General features: G+C 72.1%; 13 protein-coding genes. 7 read left to right on the top strand and 6 right to left on the bottom strand.

Annotation, left to right across the window (positions count from 1 at the left end; all coding sequences use genetic code 11):
• Positions 1–18: 18 nt before the first annotated feature.
• Positions 19–2067: a prolyl oligopeptidase family serine peptidase gene (locus BSB02_RS32070; RefSeq protein ID WP_084964724.1), complete on the bottom strand. Its 2049-nt coding sequence runs from the start codon at positions 2065–2067 to the stop codon at positions 19–21.
• Positions 2068–2362: 295 nt separating this feature from the next.
• Between BSB02_RS32070 and BSB02_RS32065 the strand changes: the two genes are divergently transcribed.
• Positions 2363–2866 (top strand): HNH endonuclease, encoded by a 504-nt coding sequence (locus BSB02_RS32065; protein ID WP_084964722.1) that lies wholly within the window; start codon positions 2363–2365, stop codon positions 2864–2866.
• A 33-nt stretch (positions 2867–2899) separates the two neighbouring features.
• Complete coding sequence (locus BSB02_RS32060; protein WP_084964720.1) at positions 2900–3709, top strand: GNAT family N-acetyltransferase; 810 nt, start codon at positions 2900–2902, stop codon at positions 3707–3709.
• A gap of 11 nt (positions 3710–3720) precedes the next feature.
• On the opposite strand, the gene BSB02_RS32055 is transcribed toward BSB02_RS32060, so the two are convergent.
• Positions 3721–4905 (bottom strand): M16 family metallopeptidase, encoded by a 1185-nt coding sequence (locus BSB02_RS32055; RefSeq protein WP_084964718.1) that lies wholly within the window; start codon positions 4903–4905, stop codon positions 3721–3723.
• A gap of 150 nt (positions 4906–5055) precedes the next feature.
• Between BSB02_RS32055 and BSB02_RS32050 the strand changes: the two genes are divergently transcribed.
• Entirely contained in the window at positions 5056–5262 is a 207-nt protein-coding gene (locus BSB02_RS32050; RefSeq protein WP_084964716.1) for an FmdB family zinc ribbon protein, read from the top strand.
• Here BSB02_RS32050 and BSB02_RS32045 read toward each other — a convergent pair.
• From BSB02_RS32045 to BSB02_RS32030, 4 genes are all read right to left on the bottom strand, one after another.
• The gene (locus tag BSB02_RS32045; RefSeq protein WP_084964714.1) at positions 5259–6110 is read right to left on the bottom strand and encodes a serine hydrolase; all 852 of its coding nucleotides are present in this window, start codon (positions 6108–6110) and stop codon (positions 5259–5261) included. The genes BSB02_RS32050 and BSB02_RS32045 overlap by 4 nt on opposite strands.
• 65 nt (positions 6111–6175) lie before the next feature.
• Positions 6176–6652, bottom strand: a complete 477-nt coding sequence (locus BSB02_RS32040) for a WYL domain-containing protein (RefSeq protein WP_084964712.1) — start codon at positions 6650–6652, stop codon at positions 6176–6178.
• A 220-nt stretch (positions 6653–6872) separates the two neighbouring features.
• A complete protein-coding gene (gene ilvD / locus BSB02_RS32035) occupies positions 6873–8711 on the bottom strand; it encodes a dihydroxy-acid dehydratase (protein ID WP_084964710.1) in 1839 nt (612 codons plus the stop codon).
• 100 nt (positions 8712–8811) lie between these two features.
• Complete coding sequence (locus BSB02_RS32030; RefSeq protein ID WP_240506823.1) at positions 8812–9501, bottom strand: nuclease-related domain-containing protein; 690 nt, start codon at positions 9499–9501, stop codon at positions 8812–8814.
• 267 nt (positions 9502–9768) lie between these two features.
• On the opposite strand from BSB02_RS32030, the gene BSB02_RS32025 reads away from it, so the two are divergent.
• From BSB02_RS32025 to BSB02_RS32010, 4 genes are all read left to right on the top strand, one after another.
• Entirely contained in the window at positions 9769–11172 is a 1404-nt protein-coding gene (locus tag BSB02_RS32025; RefSeq protein WP_084964707.1) for an amidase, read from the top strand.
• 39 nt (positions 11173–11211) lie between these two features.
• On the top strand, positions 11212–11502 hold the full coding sequence (locus BSB02_RS32020; protein WP_084964705.1) for a hypothetical protein: 291 nt from the start codon (positions 11212–11214) through the stop codon (positions 11500–11502).
• A gap of 2 nt (positions 11503–11504) precedes the next feature.
• Positions 11505–11882: a TPM domain-containing protein gene (locus tag BSB02_RS32015; RefSeq protein WP_084964703.1), complete on the top strand. Its 378-nt coding sequence runs from the start codon at positions 11505–11507 to the stop codon at positions 11880–11882.
• Between the two features lie 474 nt (positions 11883–12356).
• On the top strand, positions 12357–14048 hold the full coding sequence (locus BSB02_RS32010) for a fibronectin type III domain-containing protein (RefSeq protein ID WP_158088788.1): 1692 nt from the start codon (positions 12357–12359) through the stop codon (positions 14046–14048).
• Positions 14049–14053 lie beyond the last annotated feature (5 nt).

Genomic DNA, 14053 nt, shown 5'->3' with positions numbered 1-14053 from the left:
ATCCAAGCCGTTCGGGCGTCACAGGCCCGTGTGGGTGGCCAGGAACGTCAGCGTGTCGGCGGCCAGGTCGACCGTGCGGCTGACCGAGCGGGCGCCGTGGCCGACCTCCGTCTCGTTGCGCAGCAGGATCGGCCCCTCGCCCGAGGTGGCGTGCTGGAGCGCCGCGCACATCTTCCAGGCGTGCAGCGGATGCACCCGGGTGTCGGACTGGAAGACCGTGAACAGCGTCGCCGGGTAGGCCACGCCCTCGCGCACGTGGTGGTAGGGCGAATAGCTGTAGAGCCACTGGAACTGCTCGGGGTCGGCGGCCGAGCCGTACTCCACGTTCCACGTCGCGCCCAGCCCGAACAGCTCGTAGCGCACCATGTCCAGCAGCGGCGCCGAGCACGCGACGGCCGCGTAGAGCTCGGGGCGCTGGGTCAGCGCCGCGCCGACGAGCAGGCCGCCGTTGGAGCCGCCCGAGATGGCCAACTGGCGCGAGGTGGTGACGCCGGTGGCGATGAGGTGCTCGGCGGCGGCGTGGAAGTCGTCGAAGACGTTCTGCTTGTTGCCCAGCATCCCCGCCCGGTGCCACTGCTCGCCCTCCTCGCCGCCGCCGCGCAGCTGGGCGATGGCGTAGACGCCGCCCGCCTCCACCCAGGCCAGGATCGAGGCGGAGTAGCCGGGCGTCATGGAGATGCCGAAGCCGCCGTAGCCGTTGAGGATCGTGGGCCGCGGCCCGTCGCGGTCGACCGGCTCGATCACCAGCATGCGCACGTCGGTGCCGTCGGCCGACCGGTAGACGACCTGGGAGGTCTTGACCGGGGGCACCTCCACCACGCCGGGCGAGGCCGCCCACAGGGTGGTCTCGCCGGTGCGGGCGTCGTAGCGCTGGATCGTCGGCGGCGTGGTGTTGTCGGTGTAGCCGAACCAGGCCTCGTGCCCGCCCTCGGGACGCTCGGCGATGCCGCCGATGGTGCCCAGGCCGGGAGTCGGCACCTCGCCCACGCGCTCGCCGGTGGCCAGGTCGTGGACGGAGATCTCGGAGATCGCGTGCCTGGTCCAGCCGACCAGCATGACCGGCCGGTCCAGGTCGTCGAGGATCGCGAAGTCGCTGAGCACCGCCTCGGGATCCTCGGGGACCAGGTCGCGCCACTCGGCCGGGGCCTCGGGGGAGGCCACGCAGACGCGCCCGCGTGGCGCGTCGCGGTCGGTGTGGACGTACAGCCTGCCGTCCCTGCCGAAGCGGAGCGACGTCTGGCAGTCGACGCCCTCCTGGACCGCGACCAGCTCCGGCGCGTCGATCGGCGAGGCGGTCAGGTCGGCGATCCACAGGTCGTTGCGCGGAGCGGTGCCCTCGTGCGCCGAGATCTGCAGCCAGCGCCCGTCGAAGGACACCGAGACGCCGTAGTAGTTCGTCATCTTCAGTCCCTCACCGAAGATCATGACGTCTTCCTCGGTGGAGGTGCCGACACGGTGCAGGTAGACGCGGCGGTGGAACTGCGACTCGCCCTCGGGGACCTCGGTGGCCGGCAGGCGGCGCACGTAGTAGAAGGCCTCCCCGCCGGGCAGCCAGGCGACGGGCGAGTAGCGGCACCGGTCGATGGGGCCCTCGACGCGCGCGCCGGTCGCGACGTCCATGACGTACAGCGCCGACTCCTCGGTGCCGCCCACGGAGATCTGGTAGGCCAGCAGGCGGCCCTCCTTGTCGGGCTGGACCGCGTCCAGCGTGGTCAGCCCGGTGGGGTCGATCGCCATCGGGTCGACGAGCGCCCGCTCGGTGCCGCCGGGCTCGACGACGTAGTAGACCGCGTGCTCCTGGTCGGGGGTGCGGCGGCTGAAGAAGTGCCGGTCGCCCCGCCAGGCCGGCACCCCCACCGAGCCCGACCTCAGCAGCTCGGCGATGCGCTCCTTGAACCGCCGCGGCCCCAGCATCTGGCGGAACAACGCCTCCTGCGCCAGCAGCCAGCCCTTGACCTCGGGGTCCTCCGGGTCCTCCAGCCACCGGTAGGGGTCGGGCACCGGGGTTCCGTGGATGATGTCGACGATCTCGTCGCGGCGTGCTGCGGGGTACGGCGGTCGCGTCATGCAAGGCACTCTATTGCGTGCCGTCGATTCCCGAGGAGACCGCTCAGAAGCGGGCGTAAAGCACAGGTCGAAGGGGCATAAAGCGTAACGTGCGGCACGGTCGCCTCTTAAGGGGTGGCGCGGATCGCACGGCTAGCGACACACTTGGGGAAGGACGGTGCCGTGGTACCCATCCGTCGGGCCGTCCGGCGGAGGTCCACATGAGGGAGTCGTCCGGGTCCCAGGAGGGGCCGCAACGCGGGACATGCCGCGGCATGTCCCCTTTGATACTGAGGCATCAGAGGAGGACCCTCTGATGCGACAAGTCCTGTTGTTGAACGCCACCTACGAGCCGCTGACCACGCTGTCCCTGCACCGCGCCGTGGTGCTGGTGCTCAGGGAGAAGGCCGACGTCGTGCACCGGGACGGCATGGGAGCGGTGCTCCGCTCGGCCACCCGCACGCTGGAGGTGCCGTCGGTCATCCGGCTCAGGAGATACGTCCGCATCCCGTACCGCTCCAGGATCCCCCTGACCAGGGCCGCGCTGATGCGCCGGGACGACTACCGGTGCGCCTACTGCGGCCAGCGGGCCGAGACGATCGACCACGTCGTCCCGCGCTCGCGCGGCGGCACCCACACGTGGGAGAACTGCGTCGCCTCGTGCATGACGTGCAACCATCGAAAGGCCGACAAATTCCTGGAGGAGCTCGGCTGGACGCTGCGGGTGGCCCCCCACGTGCCGCGCGGCGCCCACTGGCGGCTCATCGGCGCCCAGCAGGCGGGGGACCCCCAGTGGGCCCCCTATCTCGAAGCGGCGTGAAAACCACTTGATCGGCCCTGACACGATGGCGTCATGTGGAGCTTCACCGGCGACGTCGCGGAGTTCGCCCGGCACGCCGAGCCGTACCTGCTGGAGGACCCGGTCCGCAACACCGTCGCGCTGACCGTGCTGGACGGGCTGCGGACCGGCCTGTGGCGCGGCGAGGATCTGCTCGCCGGCTGGTGGACGAGCGGCGGGCGGGTGCGGGGCGCGGCCTACCGCACCCCGCCCTTCCCGCTCGGCCTGACCGTGATGCCGGTGGAGGCGGTCGTTCTTCTCATGGCGGAGCTGTCCGGCCGCGACATCCCGAAGATCCACGGTCCTCGGCTGCTCGTGGAGGCCGCGGTCGCCCACCTCGGGCGGCCCGCCAGGGAGGTGCAGTCCCAGTGCCTGTACCGCCTGGCCACGCTCGTCCCGCCGCAGGGCGTGCCGGGGCGGGGCCGCGTGGCGACGGGCGAGGACCTGGAACTGCTCGTGCGCTGGCTGGCGGCCTTCGACGAGGAGGCGGGGGAGGGCCGCAAGCCCGACCACCGCCGCCGCGTCGGCCATCGGGTGGCCCGCGGCGACATGCTGCTGTGGGAGGACGCGGGCGAGCCGGTCGCGGTGGCGGGGATCTCGGCGGCGTGCGGCGGCGTCAGCCGCATCGGCCCGGTCTACACGCCGCCGTACGCCCGGGGCCGCGGGTACGGCAGCGCCGTGACCGCCTTCGCCAGTCGCACGGCTCTGGAGCAGCGCTGCGAGCAGGTGGTGCTCTTCACCGACCTGGCCAACCCCACCAGCAACAAGATCTACCAGAGGATCGGATTCGAGCCCGTCGGCCCCTACGCGGTCATGTCTTTATGACAGCCGCGGTGTCAGCCGGGGCCCGCGACGGCGACGACGAGGGGGTCGATCGCGTGCCGCAGGCATTCGAGCACCTCGCCGGCGCTCACCTGACCCAGCGCCCGCAGGTGCTCGCCGAGCGACCATTCCGGATGTCCCGCGACGAGGTGGTGCTGGCCGTACAGCAGCGTCTCCTCCAGCGACTGCTCGCACTCCAGCAGCAGGCGGCCGGCCGTACGGCGGGCGGCGACCTCCACCTCCCCGGTGCTCCAGCCGCGCGCGGCCTGGCGGGCCAGCAGCGTGGTGGCGACCTCCACCACCTCTTCCACCTGGTCCGGCGCGGTCGCGACGAACACCCGCCAGGTCCCCACGTCGCGGTACTCCGCGACGGAGCCCCACATCTCGTAGGCCAGCCCGCGCCGGTTCCTGATCTCCTCCACCAGCAGCGCCGAGCTGGCCTCGGCCACCAGGTCCACCATGACCTCGAAGGCGGGCAGCAGCCGGTCCCCGTACGGCACGGCCGCCCCGCCCAGCACGATCCCGGCCGAGTCGCTGTTGAGCGGCAGGTGCGCGCGGCCCCCGTGGAGCCGAGCCGCCTGCCTGCCGGGCGGATGCGGCGCACCGGCCGGTCCGGGCGGCTCGGGCAGCGACTCGACGACCGGCATGACGGCCTCGGGTCCGGCGCCGCCGCATACCACGACCCCGAGCGGCGCGCCCGCCAGCCGCTCGCGCAGGTCCTCCAGCCCGATCCCGGCCACGCTCCGCGCCGTGCCGCCGACCGGGCGGCCCATCGGCTGGCCGGGGAAGGCCGTGGCGTAGAACAGGTCGTGGACGGCGTCGAAGGGGTCGGAGGCGGCCAGCCGTACCTCCTCCAGGACCACCTTGCGCTCGGCGGCCAGCGCCTCCTCGCCCAGCCCCGGCGCGGCGGCGGCCCGGCACAGGACGTCCAGCGCCGTCGCGGCCTCGGCTGTGGGCACCCGCGCGTACAGGACGAGGTAGTCGCGGCTGGTGATCGCGTTGGCCTCGCCGCCCAGCGCCTCCAGCAGGTCGACGGGCCGCTCGCCGGAGGGCAGGGGCGCCTGCATCAGGAGGTGTTCGAGCAGGTGGGTGCTGCCCGACAGCTCCTCCGGCTCGTCGCGCGAGCCGGTCAGCAGCCACAGGCTCACGGTCGTCACCGGCGCACCCGGCCGATGCAGGATGCGGACCGGGACCGTCACCGCTCCACCGCCTCCTTCGAGCCCTGCGTCAGGACGAAGCCGCCCACAGGCAGCCCGACCAGTATGTGGCCGGTGTCGAACATCTGGCGAGTGGCCAGGCGGCCTCGCACGGGGGCTCGCCGGTGCCCGTCACCGCATTAAGCTTGTCTCATGCCGCGCTATGACTTCCGATGCCGCGCCTGCGGCGCCACCTTCGAGGTCTCGCGCCCCATGGCGGCCTCCGGCGACCCCGCCACCTGCCCGCAGGGCCACGACGACACCGTCAAGCTGCTGTCCACCGTCGCCATGACCGGCGGAGCCGCCGCCCCCTCCGGCGGAGGCGGGTGCTGCGGCGGCGGGTGCTGCGGAGGGTCCTAGCCCCTTCTGGCGAAGGCCCGCACGCACAGGCGGGCGACGCGCTCGACCGTGGCGATGCCCATGTCCATCGTGGGGCTGTGGTCCGACAGCACCGCGACCAGCAGCTCACGGCCGTTCACGGTCACGCGGCCCACGCTGTTGACCGTCCACGTGCCGCCGTGCGCGCGGGCGGGCAGCCAGCCGTTCTTCACCTCGGCCCCCGGCGCCACCGCGCCCACGCCCCACGCCTGCGACGGCGTCACGCTCGACATCAGGCGGGAGGCGAAGCGCCGGTTGGCCGGGCTGACCGGCCCCTGCGGATCGGTCAGCCGGTCCAGCACCTTCACCTGGTCGGCGGGACGGCTCGTGGTCAAGCCCCAGTGCCGGCTCGGGCCAGGCTGCGTGTGGCGGACGCCGATCCGGCGCAGGGTCCCGCCCAGCGCCTCCCGCCCGCCGGTCATCTCATAAAGGTCGTGCGCGGCGTCGTTGTCGCTGCGGCGGATCATCCGGTCGGCCAGCTCCCGCTCGTGCGTGGTGAGGGAGCGGTGCTCGCGCTGCGCCTTGAGCAGCAGGGTGAGCAGGATGTCCACCTTCGCGACGCTGGCCAGCAGGAACGGCTCCCGCCCGCCGTACTCGAAGCGGACCCCGTTCGTGCGGTCGTAGACCGCCACTGCCGCGCGCCCCGGCCGGTGCCGCAGGTAGCCGTCCAAGGTACGGCTCAGCCGCCGCTGCCAGGATCCGTCCGCGGCGGCCTCGACGGCCAGGCGCGGGGCCATGTCGGGGGCGGCCGCGGGGACGACGGCGACGCTCGCCTGGGAGCATCCGGCCAGCAGGGACGCCACGGCGAGCCAGACAGGGCGACAGCGCATGGCCGGGAGCCTGCCAGCCGTCACGTCAACGGCTGGGGGCTCCCGCGGTCAAACGACGGTCATGGTCAGGCTGCGGCCTTGCGCCGCTGGAACGGCAGGAACCGGTCGGCCAGGTGCGGGCGGGAGGGGATCATGGTGGGCTCGACGGCGATGATCCGGTCGAACCGGAACGCGCGGATGGCCCGGCGCATCCGGCACACGCCGACCAGGTACCAGAACTCGCGGTGCACGAGGCAGGTCACGGGCTCGACGTCGCGGACGGTGATGGCGCCGGTCGCGTCACGGTAGTGCAGGCGGATGATGTGGCGGCTGGTGATGGCGTCGGCGATGACCCTGGCGCGTGAGGCGACGTCCGGGGGGAGCGGCTCGGTCAGCGTGGTCAGGGTCGTGGCGATGACGTCGTCGTCGAGGTCCAGGTGCTCGAAGGCGTGGCGCAGGCCACGCCGGGCGGTGGTGGCTTGCGGGCCTGCCCCGAGGTGTGCCAGGGACAGGGCGAGGGCGGCAATCTCGGCGGTCGTCAGCGGTCTCACGACTGTCGTCATACCCACAGAATAGGGGGCGCTACCGACATTTTTCGAAAATGTGTGCGATCTTGCTGGCGTCTTCTCGCCGTAGGTCGTGCTCTGCCGTACCTCAGCATCCCGCCGCACGGGGCTGAGGACCACAGGAAGGACGAGAAGACAAGGAAGATAGGCCGGGAAAGAAAGAGGGAGGCAAGGGAGTGAGTGCACCCCCTTACCCCGGAAGGGCGATGAGGCTCGGTCAGCGGGCCAGCTGGCTGAGGTCGCGGGAGGCGCCCGTGGAGGCGGACGTCGTCATCGCCGCGTAAGCCTGGAGCGCGGCGCTCACCGGGCGCTGGCGGTCGCGGGGACGGTAGCCGCCCAGCTCCGACAGCAGGCGCTCCCGGCGGGCGGCCAGCTCGGCCTCGGGGACGCGGAGCTCCATCGAGCGGTTCGGGATGTCGATCTCGATGAGGTCGCCGTCCTCGACGAGCGCGATCACGCCGCCCTCGGCGGCCTCCGGCGAAGCGTGGCCGATCGACAGCCCGGACGTGCCGCCCGAGAAGCGGCCGTCGGTGATCAGCGCGCACACCTTCCCCAGGCCCTTACCCTTGAGGAAGGACGTCGGATACAGCATCTCCTGCATGCCCGGGCCGCCCTTGGGGCCTTCGTACCGCACCACCACCACGTCGCCGGCCTTGACGCGGCCGTTGAGGATGCCCTCGACGGCGTCCTCCTGCGACTCGAAGACCACCGCCGGACCCGAGAACCGCCAGATCGACTCGTCGACGCCCGCCGTCTTGACCACGGCGCCGTCGCGGGCCAGGTTGCCGTAGAGCACCGCCAGGCCGCCGTCGCGCGTGTAGGCGTGCTCCAGGTCCCTGATGCACCCGGCCGCGCGGTCGAGGTCGAGCGACTCCCACCGGTTGTCCTGGGAGTAGGGCTTGACCGTGCGGACGTTGCCGGGCGCGGCGTGCCACAGCTCCACGGCCTCGGGCAGGACGGCCGGCGACTTGGGGTCCCACGCCTCGACGACCGAGCCCAGGCTCGCGCCGCTGACGGTGGCCACGTCGCGGTGCAGCAGCCCGGCGCGGTCGAGCTCGCCCAGGATGCCCGGGATGCCGCCGGCGCGGTGGACGTCTTCGATGTGGTACTTGTTCGTCGCCGGCGCCACCTTGCACAGGCACGGCACCCGCAGCGAGATCTCGTTGATCTCCTTGAGCCCGAAGTCGACGCCCGCCTCCCGGGCGGCGGCGAGGATGTGGAGGATCGTGTTGGTCGAGCCGCCCATGGCCACGTCGAGGGCCATGGCGTTCTCGAAGGACTCGCGCGTGGCGATCGACCGGGGCAGGACGGAGGAGTCGTCCTCGAAGTAGTAGCGCCTGGTCAGCTCGACGATCTGGCGCCCGGCGCGCTCGAAGAGGTCTTTGCGCGCGCGGTGGGTGGCCAGGATGGTGCCGTTGCCGGGCAGGGCCAGGCCGATCGCCTCGGCCAGGCAGTTCATGGAGTTGGCGGTGAACATGCCCGAGCAGGAACCGCAGGTCGGGCAGGCGTTCTCCTCCATCTCCAGCAGCTGGGCGTCGGACACCGAGTCGTCGGCGGAGGCGATCATCGGGTCGATCAGGTCGAGCTTGCGCCCGGCCGCCTTGCCTGCCTCCATGGGCCCGCCGGAGACGAAGACGGTCGGGATGTTGAGGCGGAAGGCCGCCAGCAGCATGCCCGGCGTGATCTTGTCGCAGTTGGAGACGCAGATGAGCGCGTCGGCGCAGTGGGCGTTGACCATGTATTCCACCGCGTCGGCGATCAGCTCGCGGCTGGGCAGCGAGTAGAGCATGCCGCCGTGCCCCATGGCGATGCCGTCGTCGACCGCGATGGTGTTGAACTCGCGGGGGATCGCCCCGGCCTCGCGGACGGCGGCCGCCACCACGTCGCCGACCTCGCGCAGGTGGACGTGGCCGGGGACGAACTGGGTGTAGCTGTTGGCCACCGCCACGATGGGTTTGCCCAGGTCGCTGCCGGCTACGCCGGTCGCCCGGAGCAGGGCCCGGGCACCGGCCATGTTCCTACCATGGGTGACCGTACGTGACCTTAGGGCGGGCATGAGCGCTTCTCCCATCGCTTGCTGACCCCACCCATCGTACGGCTACCGCCCGGCTGCTGAGACGCCTGTCCACAGGACGGACCGGGACAACCGCCGCGCGTCAGCCGTCGCCGTACCTCGGCGGCAGCACCTGGGACGCGATCTCGTACAGCCGGTCGATCTCCTCCTTGGTCAGCGCGCGATCCCGCTTGGTGATCCACCGGCGGGCGCGGTGGCCCTCGTAGACGTCGACCCCGCGGATCGTCATGATCTTCCAGGGCACCGGCGGGCCGTAGATCGCCAGCGATGGGACGACCGTGACCCGCCTGCCGTACGCCTTGCTGATCAGCTCGCTGGCCTGGGTCGCCTCCCAGCGCGCCTCGGTGAGTCGTTCCTTCATGGTGAACGGGCCGTGGAAGAGGTTCTTGCCCATCTGCACGCGGACCGGCAGGCGCTTGTCCCACTTCTCGGAGTCGACCGCGTAGACGCCGGTCGGGCCGATGACCAGGTGGTCGATCTGCGCCTCGCTGCCCGGGATGGCCCTGGCGTGGAGCGTGCGGTAGCCGTTGCGCTCCAGCTTGCGCAGTTGCGCCTCGGTGCGGCGCTCGGCGACCGAGGAGCGGCGCCAGGCCGGTACGGAGGAGGTGCGGCGTGCCTGGTAGACGGCGTCGGCGATGGCGGCGAGCACGCCGGCGGTCACGCCGGCCTGCCAGGAGGCCGCGAGGATGCCCACGACCAGCCCCACGGCGAGGGCGAGCAGGAGGCGGTTGCGAAGGCGGCGGAAGCGGGGCTGCTGGAGGAGTCCGCTCACCGAAGCCCGTTCGACGGGGGCGAACGTCTGCGGGGGCGCCGCGGGAGCCGGCCGTTCGGTCTCTGGCCGGTCGCTCACCCAGATGGGTGACGCAGTGTGACCGTCTTCTCGCTGACTGGCGGAATCCACGTGACTCACGGTAACCCGAAAGATCGGGGAATGCCTAGTCATGATCCGTCCATACTTTTGTGGCTCGGACCACACGGATACGTTGCCCCGATTGGGGGTATCTATCCTTTTCCTCTCTAGACAACTACTGTCCGGTACGTGGCGCAAATCCATGATCTCACCGCCCTGGAGCAGGCGGAAGCCGTACGCCGCGGCGAGCTGTCACCCGTGGAGATAGCGGGCCATTACCTCGACCGCATCGAGCGGATCGACCCGCAGGTGGGCGCCTACGTCACGGTGACCCGCGAGTCGGCTCTGGAGCAGGCGCGCGGCCTGCGCGACCCCCGGGGCCCGCTGTACGGCGTGCCGATCCCCGTCAAGGACCTCAACCTGGTCAAGGACGTGCCGGTGATGTTCGGCTCGGCCGTCTACGAGGGCTTCGTCGCGCCCGTCGACGACACCATGGTGGAGCGGCTGCGCGCGGCAGGCACCGTCATGCTCGGCAAGACCGCCACGCCCGAGTTCGGCCTCCCCTGCTACACCGAGACGGCCGTGTCGCCGCCCGCCCGCACGCCGTGGGACCTGTCCCGCTCGGCGGGCGGCTCCAGCGGGGGCGCCGCCGCCGCGGTGGCCGCCGGGCTCGCTCCCGCCGCGCAGGGCAGCGACGGCGCGGGCTCGATCCGCATCCCCGCGAGCGTGTGCGGGCTGTACGGCATCAAGCCGACCCGCGGCCGCATCAGCTGGGGCCCGATCATCCCCGACCTGGCCGGGATGTCCACCAACGGCCCGATCGCGCGCACCGTGGCCGACGCCGCGGCGCTGCTGGACGTCATGACCCACAACGCGCCCGGCGACCTGTTCCTGGCCCCGCCGCAAGAGGGAACCTTCCTGGAGGCGGCGCGGCGCGAGCCCGGGCGGCTGCGCATCGCCCGGTACGCCCGGCCGGTGGTCCCGGAGGCCGAAGTGGCGCCGGAGGTCATGGCCGCCTACGAGGAGGCGTCCAAGACCCTGGCCGCGCTCGGCCACGAGATCGTCGACATCCACCCGCCCTACACGCCCGACGTCGTGCCGCAGTTCGTCACGCTGTGGTTCGCCTTCGCCTGCATGCACCCGGTCGCGCCCGACCGGCAGGACCGGCTGCGCCCGCTGACCGCCTGGCTGCGCGAGCGCGGCTTCGCCACGCCGGCGCCCACCTTCCTGCAGGCCCAGTCGGCCCTCCAGCTGGCCACCCGGCTGGCGCTGGCCGTCACGAACGACTACGACGCGATCCTCACCCCGACCGTCACCGAGCCGCCGCGCCCCGTCGGCTGGTTCGAGGACGTGCCCGATCCCGAGGAGACCTTCGAGCGTATGAAGCGCTTCGCGGCCTTCCCGGCGATCTGCAACGTCAGCGGCCAGCCCGCGGTCAACCTGCCGCTGCACTGGAGCGCCGACGGCCTGCCGATCGGCGTCATGCTGGGCGCCCGCGTGGGCGAGGAGGCCACCTTGATCTCGCTGTCCGCCCAGGTCGAGGCCGCCGTCGGGGGCTTTTGGGGCGACCGCAGGCCGCAGGTGTGGGACTAGGGTCTGGTACGGCGCGGCGGAGGGGACTACCGTCGAGATGTGGACACCGGGATCGAGATCCTCGGCTTTCTGATCGGCGCGTCGGGCCTGCTGTTCCTGCTGATCAGCGCGCTCGTCCTGGTTCCCGGCCGGAGCTCGGCGCGCGCCGCGTCGACCGGCGCCGTCTGGCTGGGCGGCCCCGGCCACAGCGAGCGCGGCGTCAGCACCGCCGGGCTCGTGCTGGCCGGCAAGCGGGCGAGCTGGGCGGCCACGCCCGACGCGGACTGGACGGCGCTGGCCGAGACCGCCGAGCCGGGCAGGCAGGTCGGCGGCGCCTCGGCGGGGTGGTGACGATGGTGTTCTCGACGGCTCGCACGCTGACCACCGCCCAGGCCGACGACCTGCGCCACGCCATCCTGAACGCCGAGCGGCGCAGCGGCCTGCGCTTCGGCGTCTACCTCGGCCCGCCGGTGGGCAGCCGGCGGCACTTCGCCGAGAAGCTGCACGCCGCCCTCGGCGAGGAGGCCCCCAACGCGGTCGTCGTCTACGTCGACCTCGCGGGCCGGGCGCTGGAGATCGTCACGGGGGAGAAGGCCAGGCGCAGGCTGCCCGACGGCGCGTGCCGCCTGGTCGCGATGTCCATGGCGACCGCCTTCAGCGTCGGCGACCTGGTGGGCGGGCTGCTGTACGGCATCGGTGCGCTGGCCGACCACGCCACGGCGCGCCGTTGACGTCGCCGGCTCCGCTGACTTTTCGGATTATTTGGGTCTTGTAGCGCCTGTCTGTCAAGGCTACGATCGCGGCAACTCTTAGGAAACTTTCCTAAAAGAAATTCGGAACGCAGGTCAACCATGTCCCGTCCGCCGCCGCAGTCCCCGCCACGGGCCCGCCGAAACCCCTCATAGAGCCGCCGAAATCGTCGCCACCCGCCGCCGCACGCCGTCCGTGCGCGGCTCACCCCCCTGAGTTCCCCCACCATGGGAGCGATCATGCGGCGTACCGTCCCCTTACTCGTCCTGACAGCCCCGGCAAGCCTCTTCCATGCCCCCCGCGCCATGACGAGCGGTCCATCGCCCCCTGCCGCCACATCGGCGACGACGGTTCCCTGACCGGCGCCATGGACGCCGGCCCGCGTTGAAAGATCCCGTACGGCCCGCGTCCCGCACCCCCCGGCGCGGGCCGTACGGCACCCCCCAAGGAGCTCCATGAGATTCGTCATCGCGCTGCTGCTCGCCATGGGCGTGATCGCCGCCCCGGCGGCAGCCGTACCTCCGCAGGCCGCCGCGCAGGTGGCCGCCTATCCGGCCTGGGCGCCGTGGACCGCCTACACCGTGGGCACCCGCGTCACCCACAACGGCGCGGACTACGAGGCCAGGCAGTCGCACACCTCGCAGCCGGGCTGGGAGCCGCCGAACGTGCCCGCGCTGTGGAGCCCGGTGACCGGCGGCGGCGACACCACGCCGCCTTCGGTGCCGGGCAACCTGCGGGTCACCGGCACCACCTCCTCCAGCGTCTCGCTGGCCTGGGACGCCGCCACCGACAACGTGGGCGTGACCGGCTACGTCGTCTTCCGCGGCTCGACCGAGGTCGCGACCGTCACCGGCACGGCCTACACCGACTCGGGGCTGTCCCCGAGCACGAGCTACACCTACACGGTCCGCGCCCGCGACGCGGCGGGCAACCGGTCGGCGGCGAGCAACGCCGTCACCGCGACCACGTCGGGCGGCCAGGGCGTGCCCGGCCAGCCCGGCGCGCCGTCGGTGACGGGCGTCACGAACTCGTCGATCTCGCTGTCGTGGGGCGCCTCGTCCGGGACGGTCAGCGGCTACCGGGTCTACGAGGGCGGCACCCAGCGGGCTCAGGTGACCGGCACCTCGGCCACTGTGACCGGCCTGGCCGCCTGCTCGACCCACACCTACACGGTCCGCGCCTACAACTCGGCGGGCGAGTCGGCCGCCAGCGCGCCGGTCACCGGCACCACCACCGGCTGCCCGACCGGCACGCTGCCCAGGCACATCCTCACCGGCTACTGGCACAACTTCGTCAACCCGGCCGTGGAGCTCAAGCTCTCCCAGGTGCCCGACGAGTACGACGTGGTCGCGGTCGCCTTCGGCGAGGCGACGAGCACGCCGGGCCAGGTCGCCTTCGCCCTGGACCCCGCCCTGGCCACCGCCGTGGGCGGCTACACCGAGGCGCAGTTCAAGGCCGACATCCAGGCGCTCAGGCAGCGCGGCAAGAAGGTCATCCTGAGCGTCGGCGGCGAGGCCGGCCGGGTCCAGGTCAACAGCTCCGCCGCGGCGAGCGCGTTCGCCTCCTCGGTCCACTCGCTCATGCAGTCCTACGGCTTCGACGGCGTCGACATCGACCTGGAGAACGGGCTGAACGCCACCTACATGGCCCAGGCGCTGCGCGACCTGCGCTCCAGGGCGGGCTCCGGCCTGATCATCATGATGGCGCCGCAGACCATCGACATGCAGTCGACCGGGATGGAGTACTTCAAGCTCGCGCTGAGCATCAAGGACATCCTCACGGTCGTCAACATGCAGTACTACAACTCCGGCACGATGCTCGGCTGCGACCAGAAGGTCTACGGGCAGGGCACCGTCGACTTCATCACCGCCCTGGCCTGCATCCAGCTGGAGAACGGCCTGCGTCCCGACCAGGTCGGCCTCGGCCTGCCCGCCGGACCCGGCGCGGCGGGCGGCGGCGTGGTCAGCCCCTCGGTGGTCAACCGGGCCCTGGACTGCCTGACCAAGCGCACCAACTGCGGGACCTTCGTGCCGCCGCGCGCCTACCCGGACCTGCGCGGCGCGATGACGTGGTCCATCAACTGGGACGCCAGCCACAACTGGGCCTTCTCCAAGACCGTCAAGCCCCACCTTCGCACCCTGCCCTGACGGGA

The organism is Thermoactinospora rubra (assembly GCF_002093975.1).
In the GTDB taxonomy this organism is placed as follows: Bacteria; Actinomycetota; Actinomycetes; order Streptosporangiales; family Streptosporangiaceae; genus Nonomuraea; species Nonomuraea rubra_A.
The sequence above is the reverse complement of the archived record's forward strand: the minus strand, read 5'-3'. Positions and strand labels throughout refer to the sequence as shown.